Raw genomic sequence first — 13347 nt, 5'->3', positions numbered from 1 at the left:
CACAGATCTAGTTATTCTTTTACGATATCTTTAAGATCGCTAAACATATCTATCAAATCTTCTACTAAGTCGGCAGATACAAATTCTTTATCCATAAAAACATTTAACTTTCCTTTTTTCAGTTTTACAACGTATCCTGTTTCTCCTTTGGCATTATATTTCCAGGTAGATGTCGTTCCGTTTTTAGTCATTTTTGGAGTTAAATGATCTTTTAAGAATTGTTTTAATTTTCCTGTTTTAGATGATGGAAAACTAGCTTTTAAGGTATACATATCTTCTGTATTAGAGATAGAAATATTAACTCTATACTTACCTTCTCCTGGTTCATCACTAGAATAACTAATAGATACTTTAGAGTTTGAAGTTGAAGTTGTTTGAGCATTGCTCAAAGAAAGAGCAAATACAAGACTTAATGTACAAATAATTGTTTTCATAATTTCTGTTTTTTGATTGATGATTGATTTAATTTTCGTTTTTTGATGTAATTGATTTTAATTCTTTGCCGATTCGTTCAAATTTCTTAATCAATTTATTCGAGGCCAGTTCTTTATCTACATTGATTCTTAATTTATTGTCTTTGAGCCGCACTTCATATAATTCATCATCTTCTATTTCTTTTCTCCACAGATAGGCTTCATCGTCGATAATCATATTTTCTTTTCCAAATTGATCGATCAGATAAGACTTTACATCGCCCTTCATATATTTCATAAATCTTATTTTGATCCTAAAACTCTCTTCCATATCAATGATCGCAAAGGATCTAGAATAACTTTTCTCTCCAGAATCATCACTAATACTTATGGTTACTTGTGATGATGATTTAGAAGAACTTGTAGAACTTGTTTGTGCATTCATGGTTAGTAATCCTATTAGCAGGTTTACCAAAATGGTGATTAATGTTTTCATACTATTCGTTTTTTGATTGATGATTTAAGCTATACTAAATGTGAGGCCAACCCCACGTACACTTTCTATATTTACATTGTTGTCTTCTTTAAAATATTTTCTTAATCGACTTATGAATACATCCATACTTCGACCAGAGAAGAAATCATCATTACCCCAAACATCTTTTAACACATCTTCTCTTTTAATCATTCTATTTCTATGTTCCCATAAATATTGAATAAGTAATGTTTCTTTTTCGGTTAATCGTTGTGATTCTCCATTCAATTTTAATTGATGATTAACAATATCAAACTCATACTTTCCAATTTTTACCACCTCGTCTTTTAAGGATTCTATTTTCTGTGTTCGCTTTAAAATATTCTGAAGTTTAAGGACTAGAATGTCTGCTTCAAATGGTTTCACGATGTAATCATCTGCACCTAATTTTAATCCTCTTATTTTATCTTCTTTCATTTTCTTAGCAGTAAGGAAAACGAATGGAATTTCGGGATCTATTTCTACTACTTGCTCTGCTAATGTAAACCCATCCATTTTTGGCATCATCACATCAAAGACACATATATCAAATTTTCCTTCAGAAAATATCGATAGCGCTTCTTTACCGTCTTTTGCCCAGGTCACCTTATAATTATGTATTTCGAGATATTGCTTTAATATACTTCCAAAATCAAAATCATCTTCTGCGAGTAGTATATGCTTCATAACTATTAAATTATTGGTATGGTTATTTTAAAATTTGTTCCTTCTTCGGGTTTACTTTCAATATTAATTTCTCCCTGGTGTGCTTTAATGATTTGATTGGTATAGAACAATCCCAGACCTAATCCCTTTACATCATGTACGTTTCCTGTTGTTACTCTATAAAATTTTTCAAAAATCTTATGCTGTTCTTTTTCAGAAATCCCAATCCCATTATCACGAATCGAAATTGTATACGTATCGTTTTTACGTTCTGTTCGTATTCTAATTTCGACTTTTTCTTTCCCGTATTTCACAGCATTTTCTAATACATTAAATAATGCTGTGGTAAATAGAAATTTATCGATATAAAGATTTACATCTCTAAATTCTATCTTCATATTTACGTCGACTTGCTTATCTTTAACCGATACCTTAAAATCCTCTACAACTTCTTTAAAATACTTAGTATCCAGAACCTGTTCTTTATTCAAAACGATTTCTTCAGATCCTAAAGTATTATTCATTACCTGATCAATTAGTTTCTGCAATCGGTTATTTTGTCGATCTAATATATCTAATGCACTAGAGAATATTTTTGGTGAATTTTGGGTCTCTTTACTCCTTAAACTTTTCGAAGCAATACCTAAAGTTGCCAAAGGAGTTTTAAGCTCATGAGTAATGTTATTTATAAAATCATTACGCACATCGGCTATTTTTTTTTGTCTAATTACAGTTTTAATCGAATAAAAAAGTAAGACAACTACAAATAGTAACAATATAACAGAGAATAAAAACAGACTTGCCATTTGCCCAAAAACTATTCTCTTCCATCCGATAATACTGACCGCATCTACTGTTCGAATTTCGAGATTAAGCTGGGTTTTTATAATTTCACTACCGCTATCATCCTCTATATCTTGTTCTGTAAACCATCTACCACTACTTATTACATTACCTTCTTTATCAGGAAAATCTTCTCCGAACAAAAAGTAACTATCCTCTTCTTTTGCTTTAAAAACGGTATCTAAAAGGTTATTATCATGAATAATAATACTCTTTATTGTTTTCTTATATTTTAACTCATATCCCAGATTAACTTTTCCCATTTCTTTTTCATAGTATTCATTAAATGTATCATTTAACGAATCTGTAAAAGGCTTGAAACGTTCTATAGTTTCATTTTTAAGAAGATTATTCTTTCTATACTCTATTAGATTCTTTGTTAGCTGATTATACCAAAGCTCTGCTATAGAATCCATTTCTTTGGTATTATCGATACTCGAGACAGCTTTCTTGGTTTCTTTAATAAACACATCCTTTTTAAGCTGATACGTGTTATAAATCAAATACCCCTGAATACCAGACAATGCCAATAAGGTTAAAATAGATGTAATAATGAGTATGTTTATCTTTTTCTTCATTGTAGTGATATACAGCTTATTTGTTTTTTTAACACTTATTCGTTTTTTGATTGATGATGATTCCAAAAGTATAGCAAACATCCTTTTATTCAATAGAATCAGCCTCCATTAACCCTCTATTAACGTTAATACACCTCTTCATTACTATAAATACAAGGCTTTTAAGTATCTATGTTAATAGGGCAAAAATTGGTATTAATTATTACATTTGCTGACTAATTAACCAATCACCTCTATGCTATCTTATCTGAAGCTTATAAAATTTGATAACTTACTTATAATTGCCTTTGCACAATTATGTCTTAAATATGGTCTTTTTGAACCCTTTAATATTGCTATTACCCTAAATGGCTTGGGTATTGCTATTTTAATGGTAGCTACATTTTGTATTGCTGCTGCAGGAAACATAATTATCGAAATTTACAATCAAGAAGATACCGGTGTAAAAGGTGTATTATATGATTCTATAACCGAAAAATCGGCCAATCGATTATTTATTATTCTTAATATAATCGGTGTTCTTATTGGATTTTACTTAGCTAACCTTATTAACAGACCAGGTTTTGCCGCATTATTTATAGTAATTTCTGGAGTGTTTTATATCTACGCATCTTATTTAAAAGAAATCATTGTTCTTAAAAATTTTATTCCTGCATTGCTTGCTTCATTGAGTTTAATTGTCGTTGGGATTTTTGATCTTCTTCCTGCTATCACCGAAAAGAATAGAGCATCACAAACCGTTATTTTTTCTATTATTTTAGATTATTCAATATTTGCATTCACGATTATACTCTTAAGAGAAATTGTAAAAGATTGTCTGCATATAGATAGAGATCATAATATAGGAATTAGAACCGTCCCAATAGTTCTAGGAAAAAATCGAACAACAAAATTAATCGGAGCATTAACATTCCTTCCAATTATATCTGTAATTTATTACATCTACACTTATCTTTTTTCGAACAGTAAAGCTGTTATTTTTGTACTGATCCTTATTGTTGCTCCTTTACTCTATTTTATGATCAAAAGCTTTAGTGCCGAATCAGATAAACAGTTTAAAAGGTTAGCATTGCTTTTAAAGATAATTTTATTTGGTGCATCTATTTCATTGTTATTTTATCAATTTGTTTTAGTATAACATATGTTAAAAAATATATTAAAAGATAAAAATATAATTCTTGCATCTGGTTCTCCCAGAAGACAACAATTTTTTAAGGATCTGGACCTGGATTTTACAATACAAATAAAAGAGGTCGACGAGGTTTATCCTGATCATCTTAAAGCCGAAGAAATTTCGGATTATCTCGCTAAACTTAAAGCAAATGCTTTTACAGATTTACATCCAAAAGATATTTTAATCACCAGCGATACCATTGTTTGGCATAATAATAACGCCTTAGGTAAGCCTAAAAACCTGATAGAAGCTTCAGAAATGATTAATTCTCTATCCGGAGATACGCATGAGGTTATTACTTCGGTGTGTTTTAAGACAATCAATCAGACCATTGTAGTGCATCAAACCACCAAGGTTACTTTTAAGGAGTTATCTCCAGAAGAAATCGAATACTATGTACAAACTTATAAGCCTCTGGATAAAGCCGGAGCTTATGGTATACAAGAATGGATAGGTTTTATTGGTATATCCAATATAGAAGGGAGTCATTTTAATGTAATGGGGCTCCCCACACATCTTGTCTACGAAACATTAAGACAGCTAGCCTAAAAATACCATCTCAATAAATTTAGCGCATAGAATATATTAATTTTTTAATTAATATTTCTTATCGTAACAAAATGTTAAATGAGGTTTTTCCGTAATTACCTGGTTTTTATTTTGTTTATATTTCTTTAATTATTTTTAAAACTTAATATTATGCTAAAGAATCTCTTAAACCTGGATGGTATCAAAACACTTAACAAAACAGAACAAAAATCTCTAAAAGGAGGTTGGACCTATGTTATGTGTCACTCTTGTGATCAATATTTACCTCCAGGATACGTGTGTATGAATCAGGTTTTTTGTGGGCCTAACTAATACCATATCAAAAATAAAAACGGGATCTCAATATCCCGTTTTCTGTTTTTAAATTGTGAGGTATTTCCTAAGTTGTCTCTATTAACTTTTGTCTGTTCTCTCTTTTATTCTTATACATAAATTTCTCTCTATACCAAAAAACATTCTTAACTACTCATTACATTAGATAATTTCTCATTCATTTGTCAATTATAAAGGTTAGATAGTTACTGAAACGTTAACAGTACTTGTCAAATCCAAGGTTTATTGTAATTTGCTATATAAAAACGTTATCATGAAAAAGTCAATACTACTGTTCGCTTTATTAGGCGTATTAGTCTTTATTGCTTGTAGCAATATTAAGGCAGACGAAGTGAGCAAAGCCTCTACAACAGAAGAGGTTATTAAAGAAAAGATACCACCTGCAAAAACGCTCTCTGAAGATTTTAAGAAATACTGGTATGCTGGTGAAGCAGAAATATCATCATATCAACTAGAACAAGCTCGATATGGTGAAATAAGAAAAGGAACTGCGGTTCTTATTTATGTTACTGAGGATTTTTTACCCAAAAAACAGGTAAAAGCAGATCGCCAAAATACAAGTAACATACCCGTTCTAAAACTTAATGCTACCAAAAAATTTAATACAGGAATCTATCCATATTCTGTGATGCAGAGTACATTTTATCCCGTAGCAGATAATCGACATGCTATTAAAGTATCTAATTCGATGCAGGAATGGTGTGGTCATGTATATGCGCAATTAAATAACAGAAAACAATTCGAGATTACCTCGCATTCCTATTTTGAAAATGAATCAGATCAGGATTTTAAATTAGACAAAGCTATTTTAGAAAATGAACTTTGGACAAAAATCAGAATTAATCCTGATGCATTGCCGCAAGGAGATCTACAAATCATCCCTTCTTTTGAGTATTCTAGATTAAGGCACAAAGAAATCAAAGCATACTCTGCTAAAGCATCTATACAAAAAGATACTGATACTAATACATATACTCTAGAATACCCAGAACTCGATAGAAGTATCAGTATTACTTTTAATGCCTCTTTTCCGTATGAAATTGAGTATTGGACAGAAACCTATAAAAGTGGGTTTGGGCCAAATGCAAAGAAGCTTACTACAAAAGCAACTAAAATCAAAAGCATTAAATCTGCTTATTGGGGTAAAAACAGTAATAAAGACGAAGTCTTGCGTGAAGAATTAGGGCTTACAAATCAAAAATAAACATCAATTAATTTACAACTAACTAATACTATACTAATGGTAAAATTATCAGAATCTGACATAAAAGAAAAACTAAACACTATTGATGGTTGGGAATACCATGATAATGCCCTTCATACCACTTTTGAATTTAACGATTTTAAAGATGCTTTCTCTGTAATGACTCGTATTGCTTTTGAAGCCGAGGCACAACAACATCATCCCGACTGGTCTAATGTTTATAACAAATTACACATTAGCCTTTCTACCCATGATGCTGGCGGTATAACCGAAAACGATTTTAATCTTGCAAAAACCATAGATAACATTATCGAAGGAGAATAGTTATTGAACTCATTTTAAATCAAAAAACAAATATCAAATTCTAAGGTCAAAACTTCTTGTTTTACTTTTTGAATTTTGGTACTTTAGGCGTAATCAAAATTGATCATATACAAACATTTGTCAAAAACTTGGTTTCTACTTATGTTTGTATTTAGATTTTAAAATTAGCATATGGGAAGAGCTTTTGAATTTAGAAAAGCACGTAAGATGAAACGCTGGTCGGCAATGGCAAAAGCGTTTACTCGAATTGGTAAAGATATTGTAATGGCAGTAAAAGAAGGTGGGCCTGACCCAGCTTCTAACTCTCGTCTAAGAGCAGTGATCCAGAATGCCAAATCTGTGAACATGCCAAAAGATAATATCGAAAGAGCAATTAAAAAGGCATCTGATAAAGATCAAGGTGACTATAAAGAAGTTCTTTTTGAAGGGTATGCTCCTCACGGAATTGCAATTTTGGTAGAAACTGCAACAGATAACAATAACAGAACGGTTGCCAATATTAGATCCTATTTTAATAAATGCGATGGTAACCTGGGAACATCTGGTTCTGTAGAGTTTATGTTTGATCATACTTGCAATTTTAGAATCAATGGTGAAGGATTAGATCCAGAAGAGCTCGAACTAGAATTTATTGATTTTGGAGCAGAAGAAGTTTTTCAAGATGACGATGGAATATTGATCTATGCTCCTTTTGGAAGTTTTGGAACGATACAAAAGGAATTAGAAAGCCGTGAAATCGAAATTCTATCCTCTGGATTTGAACGTATACCACAGGTTACTAAAAAAATAACCCCAGAGCAAGCTGCAGATGTAGAAAAATTACTAGAAAAAATAGAAGAAGATGATGACGTGCAGAACGTTTATCATACTATGGAAGAATCTTCTTCTGAAGGATAAAGATATTTCAATATTATTATAAAAAAAGAGATAAAAGTAATCCCCTTCTATGGTAGTTCAGAAGGGGATAATTATTTTTTAAATTCAGAAACCACCTATTCCTCCTCCTCCACTACCGCAAACCGGTGGAGAAAAATTAGTGGTTCTAGTTCTTACAACAGAGCTTGATCCTGATGAAGCTGTTACTGAAACTGTAACACTTTTAACCCTATCTGTACAATACACTGGAATTAATATTTGAGGGTAACCATTAGGGTTTTGGTATCCAATAAAATTAGATACATTATTAGACTGATAAGTTACTGAAAAGGAACTGCTAGTTATTGACCATCCTGAACTTAATGTTGGAATAGTAAAAAATGCTACTTCATCAGCCTGATTACCATTAAGTTCTCCTACATCACTAATACCTAATCCACATATATTACCGGGTGAACTTACAACCAAATTAAAATTACATCCATCACCATTTCTCAGTCGAATCTCTCCACATGTAAAAGATGGTCCAATTTGAACAAATAATTCATTAATATTACCTCCAGGTCTAATCGCCCAATCACTACTATTACCAATAATAGGATGAAGAGATATTGAAGCTCCTACACTGGTGTCACGTATTATATCAAATTTCACTAACGTCCCTGGTGTTACAATTGTAGGACCAGTAATAGAACAACCCGAAGATGAACTTTTGTTCACAATATCTGAAATACCATCAATAGTAATAGAGGTTAAATTTTGATCAGTCGAATTTTCATCTGGGCTATCTTTTTCACAAGAAATAAATAGCGACATAGCTACTAATAAATAAAGAAGTTTTTTCATTTTTTAGGTTTTAAGTTTATTATTAATGTCCCAACTAATGAAAATGTTACTATATTTTACCTATTTCGATAATATTATGTTTAAAAAAACAAAAAGATTGGTATATATTACATCATTTTACTTCTATATACCATAGAATTCCATGCTCTAATTTCGAGAGCATAAATTATATTCATTAGTTTTTATTGTTATAGCTTCATTATCCAAAATTGCTTCTACAGTTAAATCCATCTTCCCGTCTTTTTAACTTTAAGTTTTTTTATTTTTGTTTTTGAACTCGTTAGATATACTGGTAGTTTCTTTTCGTATTATGGTCTCAATCAAACTTTTTTGATTCTCTAACATTCATTCTGCCGAACCGTGATAAACTTTTTTTTGTTATGTTTACTATAATACCCCGACTATAGATAAAATATAAGCTATGAAAAGATTAGCCATACTTCTTCTATTTTCCTTTGCAGGTATAGTACATGCTCAACATATGGATAATACCAAACTAGAGTTAATAATCAAAAAAAATGCAGATACTCTAGATGGTATTCCCGGTAACTGGAAATTTATATACAAAGACACTCCTATGCTTTGTGTTACTGATGAAACCAATAATCGAATGAGAATTATCTCTCCTATTACAGCATCAGATCGTCTTGATAAAGATATATTACTTGATGCAATGACTGCCAATTTTCATTCTGCTCTTGATGTAAAATATGCTATCACCAATAAAATTTTATGGTCGGTTTATATCCATCCTTTAAAAGAACTTACGAATGAGCAGGTAAACAGTGCCATATCACAAGTATATTATGCCGCAAAAACTTTTGGTACTACTTTTTCTAGTACAGAGCTTATTTTTGGAGCCGGAAGCATAAAGGAAAAAACTAAAGATGCTACCCCAGAAGAAAAAATTCATAAATTTTAAGTCCCGTCAAAGCTGTTTTCGGGGACTTTACCTTTAACACCTTTAAAGAAACGATACATATATTCGAAATCCTTTTTAATATCCTCGGTAGGATAATAAGGATCAGAGACCATACATTGTTTTTTTCCAAAATCAAAAGCAACCATAATAATAGGAATATTTGCAGCTTTGGCGATATGGTAAAACCCTGTTTTCCACTCTTTAACTTTTTTTCTTGTTCCTTCGGGGGCAACAGTTAAACGCAATTCATCCTTTTTTTCAAATAACTCTGCAATAGCTTCAACCTTATTCTGACCAGGAGTTCTATCCAGAGAAATCCCCCCTACTCTTTTAAGGTACCAACCTAATGGCCATTTAAAAAGTTCTTTTTTAGCCAAAAAACTTATCTTAATTCCGGCTACTTGTCGTACCAAAAGGCCAATGTAAAAATCGTGCCAGCTCGTATGAGGCACTACAATAACAATACATTTTTTTACAGTATCGGCACTGAAATCACCGATAAACTTCCACCCTATAATTTTATGATATATGAAGGAAGAAAAGTATCGCATGAAAATAAAAGATTGAAAAACAATTTACAAAGAACGATAAAGTTCTTTCAACATATCTGCATTTATTTTAGATTTCCAATCGCATCCCAGGGCATTTTCCCAAAGCGGTTCTAAACTTAGTGCAACCTTAGTCATTACATCTAATTGCTCTTCGGTTACATTAGCACAAACTCCTGTGGGTAAATTGATGTTATGAAATTCTTTCATTTTTTTAAACACAGCTACACCTTCGGGATAGTATTTTTCTAATTTATCAAATACGATGCAGTTACCTATCCCATGCTTTGTACCTAACACATATGCCAGCCCATAACTCATCGCATGAGCAACACCAACCTGAGAGTATGCAATACTCATCCCGCCATGCCAGGAAGCCATCATTAGCTTTGCATCTATCTCTTCTTTGCTTAGATTATTTTCGAGAAAAATCTCTTTGCATAAGTCTAAGGCTTTTTCGCCATAACTCTGGCTAAATGCATTTAAATACGTCCCATCTAGCGATTCAATACAGTGAATATAACAATCCATACCTGTATAAAACCATTGGTCTTTAGGAACATCTTTTATTAATTCTGGATCTAATACAACCTGATCAAAGGGTGTAAAATCAGAATTGATTCCTAATTTACGTTCGGGTCCTGTTAGTACAGTAGTACGAGACACTTCTGCTCCTGTTCCTGAGATTGTTGGAATCCCAACATGGAATACAGCTTTATTCTTTACCAGATCCCATCCCTGGTAATCTGCAGCACTTCCCGGGTTGGTAAGCATGATCGCTACAGCCTTGGACAAATCTAATATAGAGCCCCCACCTATTCCGATAATTCCACTGGGAACATACTGATAATCATTTCTTATTTTAGTGACTATATCATCTACCTGTGATGTTTTAGGTTCTTCAACAGTTGATACATAAATTATCTCATCGGTATAAGATAATGGTATTCTATCCTCTATAAACGAGGTATTGTTCTTAAAAACGTCATCTACCAAAAAGATAAAAGGAGCAACACCATTTCGTTCGGGCGAAATAATATCACAAATCTGATTAAAAGCTCCTTTCCCAAATACTACTTTTGGTACCATTGGGAAATTTTTATGCGTAGAAGTAGATTCTTCTGGAGTAATTATAGATTTTGGATTCAATAGATTTTCTTTATTTATTATTCTTTTTGCTCTTTCTAAATCTTCCGGGGTATCAATTTCTACACCTTCGTGGTGCGTTTCAACCATTTTAATATTTTTACCATATTCGAGATATCGAATACATTCTATTTTCTCTGAAGCTTCCAAAGAACGCATTGGTAAACGGTAAAAATCTAAAATAGCTTGTTTCTTAAACGCATAAACACCTTTGTGTTTATGGTAAACGTGGTTTATTTCTTTATCTCTTGGGTATGGTATAGGTGCACGAGAAAAATATAATGCATAATTATTTTCATCTACAATAACCTTTACACTATTAGGATTCATGATATCATCCCAGTCATCCATAGGAGTCATTAGACTAGCTAGGTCTATGCGATCAGAATCTTCCTGATAAAATACGCTTAGCACTTTTTCTAAGCTTTCTCTATCGGTAAAAGGTTCATCTCCCTGGACATTTACTACAATATCAACATCCATATCTTCGACTGCTTCGGCTATTCGATCACTACCGCAGCTATGTTCCTTCTTACTCATTATAGCTACGCCACCATGAGAAGTAATTTCTTTATATATAACATCGCTATCGGTAACTACATATACGGCATCAAAAAGTCCTGAATTTAGGGTCGCTTCATACGTTCTTCTTATAACGCTTTTCCCTTCTAGATCCTGCATTAGCTTGCCAGGAAAACGCGTGGCAGCATACCTCGCAGGTATCATTGCGATAGTTTTTAGAGTATTTTTGTTCAAAATTTGTTGCTTTTCTAGAGTTGCAAAAATAACTTTTTTAAATCAATTTTCGGGCCAACCTTTATATTTAGTTTCATAATTTATTTAAAAAAAACTAAACTACAATATACATATGTTATGCAAATTTTAGTTTTCAATAAAAAAATCATCTTTAAATCCTATTAAATATAACTTTTTCTTAGCTCTGGTAACAGCAGTATACAGCCATCTCAAATAATCTTTATTGATCCCATCGGGAAGATAAGGTTGCTCTATAAAAACATTATCCCATTGCCCTCCTTGTGACTTATGACATGTAATGGCATAAGAGAATTTGACCTGCAAACTATTAAAAAACTTATTATTCTTTACTCCCATAAACCGTTTGTACTTCGATTTCTCATCTTCAAAATCTTTTAGGACTTCCTGATACAATTTATTTGATTCTTCGTAAGATAAAGATGGAGTTTCTGATGTTAATGTATCTAATAACAAGACCGTTTCAAAAGGTTTTTGATTTGGATAATCAACCATACTAACATTAACTATCGCAAACCGAAATCCATACAATTCTTTTATAGAAAAAATCTCTAAAATTTTAATTATATCTCCATTAGCAATAAAACCAGCTTCGCTTTTGTTATCCAGCCAAAAATAATTATTCTTAACCACCATTAAATAATCACCGGGTGACAGTTCTTCTTCCTGAAAAAGTATCCTTGAGCGAATCTGCTGATTATAAATATTAGCTCTTTTATTAGAACGAAGTATAATCACTGATTCCTCGTGCCCCACACTAGCATATGCTTCATTTAATGCGTCCATAATCTCATGGCCATCAAAAAACCTAACTACATCTGGATACCCTGACACCTGAAACCGAAAAGAGTCATAAAATCCATCATTAATTGTTTCTCTTAGCTGGGTAGCATTCATTAAAATGCCACTATTCTCTGCTTGCCGTACTACTTCGTCTAACTCTATCTGGGTAACCTCTTTATTAAATCCCATTGCAAGGTTATTAGGATCAAGTGCTGGGCTTACTTCTAGTTTTACTGGTGGCAATTGTGCAGTATCCCCGATAAAAAGGATTTTACAATTAAATCCAGAATACACATACATCATTAGATCATCTAGTAAAGATCCGTTTTCGAACAATTTACTATCACTGGGTGTGTCTGGTATCATAGAAGCTTCATCTACAATAAAAATAGTATTACGGCTTTTATTTTGTTTTAATTGAAAAGCTAATCCCCCACTTTTATCCTTTTTGGGATAATAAATATTCCTATGTATGGTTTGAGCCTGCTTTCCCGAAAAATTACTAATCACTTTAGCCGCACGACCAGTGGGGGCAAGTAAAACAGCATTTAATTTAGCTTTCCAGAGGTTTTTCACTAAAGACCCTATTAAAGTAGTTTTTCCTGTACCTGCATATCCCTTTAATAGAAAAAGTGATTCTTTTGCCCCTGATAATACAAAATAAGATAGTTTTTGTAGAACAATATCTTGTTTTATAGTAGGTTCAAAAGGAAAATCTTCTTTTAATAATTCATAAAATTCTTTTTCCTTCATTAAAAAAACTTGTCCATATGGTTCATATCGCTATTAATAAATCAAAGATAGGGATGATTTTTTGGCAATAAACTTTTACGATTAAAAAAAAATTGTAGATT

The 13347-nt window shown here is 32.0% G+C and carries 15 protein-coding genes and 1 pseudogene; 7 read left to right on the top strand and 9 right to left on the bottom strand.

Annotated features, from left to right (window positions below):
* Positions 1-11: 11 nt before the first annotated feature.
* From DK441_RS21760 to DK441_RS21745, 4 genes are read right to left on the bottom strand one after another with little or no spacing between them, the layout of a single operon-like run.
* Complete coding sequence (locus DK441_RS21760; protein WP_109852693.1) at positions 12-434, bottom strand: hypothetical protein; 423 nt, start codon at positions 432-434, stop codon at positions 12-14.
* Positions 435-462: 28 nt separating this feature from the next.
* The gene (locus tag DK441_RS21755; RefSeq protein WP_025666957.1) at positions 463-909 is read right to left on the bottom strand and encodes a hypothetical protein; all 447 of its coding nucleotides are present in this window, start codon (positions 907-909) and stop codon (positions 463-465) included.
* A 24-nt stretch (positions 910-933) separates the two neighbouring features.
* The gene (locus tag DK441_RS21750; protein WP_025666956.1) at positions 934-1614 is read right to left on the bottom strand and encodes a response regulator transcription factor; all 681 of its coding nucleotides are present in this window, start codon (positions 1612-1614) and stop codon (positions 934-936) included.
* Positions 1615-1619: 5 nt separating this feature from the next.
* Positions 1620-3014, bottom strand: coding sequence for a sensor histidine kinase KdpD (locus tag DK441_RS21745; RefSeq protein WP_109853603.1), 1395 nt, complete (start codon positions 3012-3014; stop codon positions 1620-1622).
* Between the two features lie 235 nt (positions 3015-3249).
* Here DK441_RS21745 and DK441_RS21740 point away from each other — a divergent pair, with 235 nt between their 5' ends.
* The 6 genes from DK441_RS21740 to DK441_RS21720 all read left to right on the top strand — a co-directional run bounded on the left by DK441_RS21740 (position 3250) and on the right by DK441_RS21720 (position 7495).
* On the top strand, positions 3250-4152 hold the full coding sequence (locus DK441_RS21740) for a geranylgeranylglycerol-phosphate geranylgeranyltransferase (protein ID WP_109852690.1): 903 nt from the start codon (positions 3250-3252) through the stop codon (positions 4150-4152).
* 3 nt (positions 4153-4155) lie between these two features.
* Entirely contained in the window at positions 4156-4737 is a 582-nt protein-coding gene (locus DK441_RS21735) for a Maf-like protein (RefSeq protein ID WP_109852688.1), read from the top strand.
* A gap of 150 nt (positions 4738-4887) precedes the next feature.
* Entirely contained in the window at positions 4888-5049 is a 162-nt protein-coding gene (locus DK441_RS26785; RefSeq protein ID WP_159099197.1) for a hypothetical protein, read from the top strand.
* Between the two features lie 274 nt (positions 5050-5323).
* Positions 5324-6274, top strand: a complete 951-nt coding sequence (locus DK441_RS21730) for a septum formation inhibitor Maf (RefSeq protein WP_109852686.1) — start codon at positions 5324-5326, stop codon at positions 6272-6274.
* Between the two features lie 36 nt (positions 6275-6310).
* The gene (locus tag DK441_RS21725; protein ID WP_109852684.1) at positions 6311-6598 is read left to right on the top strand and encodes a 4a-hydroxytetrahydrobiopterin dehydratase; all 288 of its coding nucleotides are present in this window, start codon (positions 6311-6313) and stop codon (positions 6596-6598) included.
* A 171-nt stretch (positions 6599-6769) separates the two neighbouring features.
* Positions 6770-7495, top strand: coding sequence for a YebC/PmpR family DNA-binding transcriptional regulator (locus DK441_RS21720; protein ID WP_109852682.1), 726 nt, complete (start codon positions 6770-6772; stop codon positions 7493-7495).
* Between the two features lie 84 nt (positions 7496-7579).
* Here DK441_RS21720 and DK441_RS21715 read toward each other — a convergent pair whose 3' ends face one another.
* On the bottom strand, positions 7580-8320 hold the full coding sequence (locus DK441_RS21715; RefSeq protein ID WP_109852680.1) for a hypothetical protein: 741 nt from the start codon (positions 8318-8320) through the stop codon (positions 7580-7582).
* Between the two features lie 421 nt (positions 8321-8741).
* Between DK441_RS21715 and DK441_RS21710 the strand changes: the two genes are divergently transcribed.
* Positions 8742-9242: a hypothetical protein gene (locus DK441_RS21710; protein WP_235015802.1), complete on the top strand. Its 501-nt coding sequence runs from the start codon at positions 8742-8744 to the stop codon at positions 9240-9242.
* Here the strand turns inward: DK441_RS21710 and DK441_RS21705 are convergent.
* The 4 genes and pseudogenes from DK441_RS21705 to DK441_RS21695 form a co-directional block, all read right to left on the bottom strand.
* A complete protein-coding gene (locus tag DK441_RS21705) occupies positions 9239-9793 on the bottom strand; it encodes a 1-acyl-sn-glycerol-3-phosphate acyltransferase (RefSeq protein WP_109852676.1) in 555 nt (184 codons plus the stop codon). The two genes, DK441_RS21710 and DK441_RS21705, sit on opposite strands and share 4 nt — an antisense overlap.
* A 24-nt stretch (positions 9794-9817) precedes the next feature.
* Positions 9818-10879, bottom strand: a complete 1062-nt coding sequence (locus DK441_RS27080) for an iron-containing alcohol dehydrogenase family protein (protein WP_235015849.1) — start codon at positions 10877-10879, stop codon at positions 9818-9820.
* A 78-nt stretch (positions 10880-10957) separates the two neighbouring features.
* A pseudogene (kdsB, locus tag DK441_RS27075) lies at positions 10958-11662 on the bottom strand (3-deoxy-manno-octulosonate cytidylyltransferase); the annotation flags it as partial.
* 156 nt (positions 11663-11818) lie between these two features.
* A complete protein-coding gene (locus tag DK441_RS21695; protein WP_109852674.1) occupies positions 11819-13246 on the bottom strand; it encodes an ATP-dependent RecD-like DNA helicase in 1428 nt (475 codons plus the stop codon).
* Between the last annotated feature and the right edge of the window lie 101 nt (positions 13247-13347).

It is taken from the genome of Aquimarina sp. AU58 (assembly GCF_900312745.1).
GTDB classification, from domain to species: Bacteria; Bacteroidota; Bacteroidia; order Flavobacteriales; family Flavobacteriaceae; genus Aquimarina; species Aquimarina spinulae.
Note: the sequence above shows the minus strand (reverse complement) of the source record. Positions and strands in the feature narration are given on the sequence as shown.

What these genes read in the sequence shown, in the direction of transcription:
- DK441_RS21720 (WP_109852682.1), top strand. Translation starts at nt 6,770, where the DNA reads ATGGGAAGAGCTTTTGAATTTAGAAAAGCACGTAAGATGAAACGCTGG.
- DK441_RS21715 (WP_109852680.1), bottom strand. Translation starts at nt 8,320, where the DNA reads ATGAAAAAACTTCTTTATTTATTAGTAGCTATGTCGCTATTTATTTCT.
- DK441_RS21755 (WP_025666957.1), bottom strand. Translation starts at nt 909, where the DNA reads ATGAAAACATTAATCACCATTTTGGTAAACCTGCTAATAGGATTACTA.
- DK441_RS21745 (WP_109853603.1), bottom strand. Translation starts at nt 3,014, where the DNA reads ATGAAGAAAAAGATAAACATACTCATTATTACATCTATTTTAACCTTA.
- DK441_RS21740 (WP_109852690.1), top strand. Translation starts at nt 3,250, where the DNA reads ATGCTATCTTATCTGAAGCTTATAAAATTTGATAACTTACTTATAATT.
- DK441_RS21760 (WP_109852693.1), bottom strand. Translation starts at nt 434, where the DNA reads ATGAAAACAATTATTTGTACATTAAGTCTTGTATTTGCTCTTTCTTTG.
- DK441_RS21695 (WP_109852674.1), bottom strand. Translation starts at nt 13,246, where the DNA reads ATGAAGGAAAAAGAATTTTATGAATTATTAAAAGAAGATTTTCCTTTT.
- DK441_RS21725 (WP_109852684.1), top strand. Translation starts at nt 6,311, where the DNA reads ATGGTAAAATTATCAGAATCTGACATAAAAGAAAAACTAAACACTATT.
- DK441_RS21730 (WP_109852686.1), top strand. Translation starts at nt 5,324, where the DNA reads ATGAAAAAGTCAATACTACTGTTCGCTTTATTAGGCGTATTAGTCTTT.
- DK441_RS21750 (WP_025666956.1), bottom strand. Translation starts at nt 1,614, where the DNA reads ATGAAGCATATACTACTCGCAGAAGATGATTTTGATTTTGGAAGTATA.
- DK441_RS27080 (WP_235015849.1), bottom strand. Translation starts at nt 10,879, where the DNA reads ATGGTACCAAAAGTAGTATTTGGGAAAGGAGCTTTTAATCAGATTTGT.
- DK441_RS21735 (WP_109852688.1), top strand. Translation starts at nt 4,156, where the DNA reads ATGTTAAAAAATATATTAAAAGATAAAAATATAATTCTTGCATCTGGT.
- DK441_RS21710 (WP_235015802.1), top strand. Translation starts at nt 8,742, where the DNA reads ATGAAAAGATTAGCCATACTTCTTCTATTTTCCTTTGCAGGTATAGTA.
- DK441_RS26785 (WP_159099197.1), top strand. Translation starts at nt 4,888, where the DNA reads ATGCTAAAGAATCTCTTAAACCTGGATGGTATCAAAACACTTAACAAA.
- DK441_RS21705 (WP_109852676.1), bottom strand. Translation starts at nt 9,793, where the DNA reads ATGCGATACTTTTCTTCCTTCATATATCATAAAATTATAGGGTGGAAG.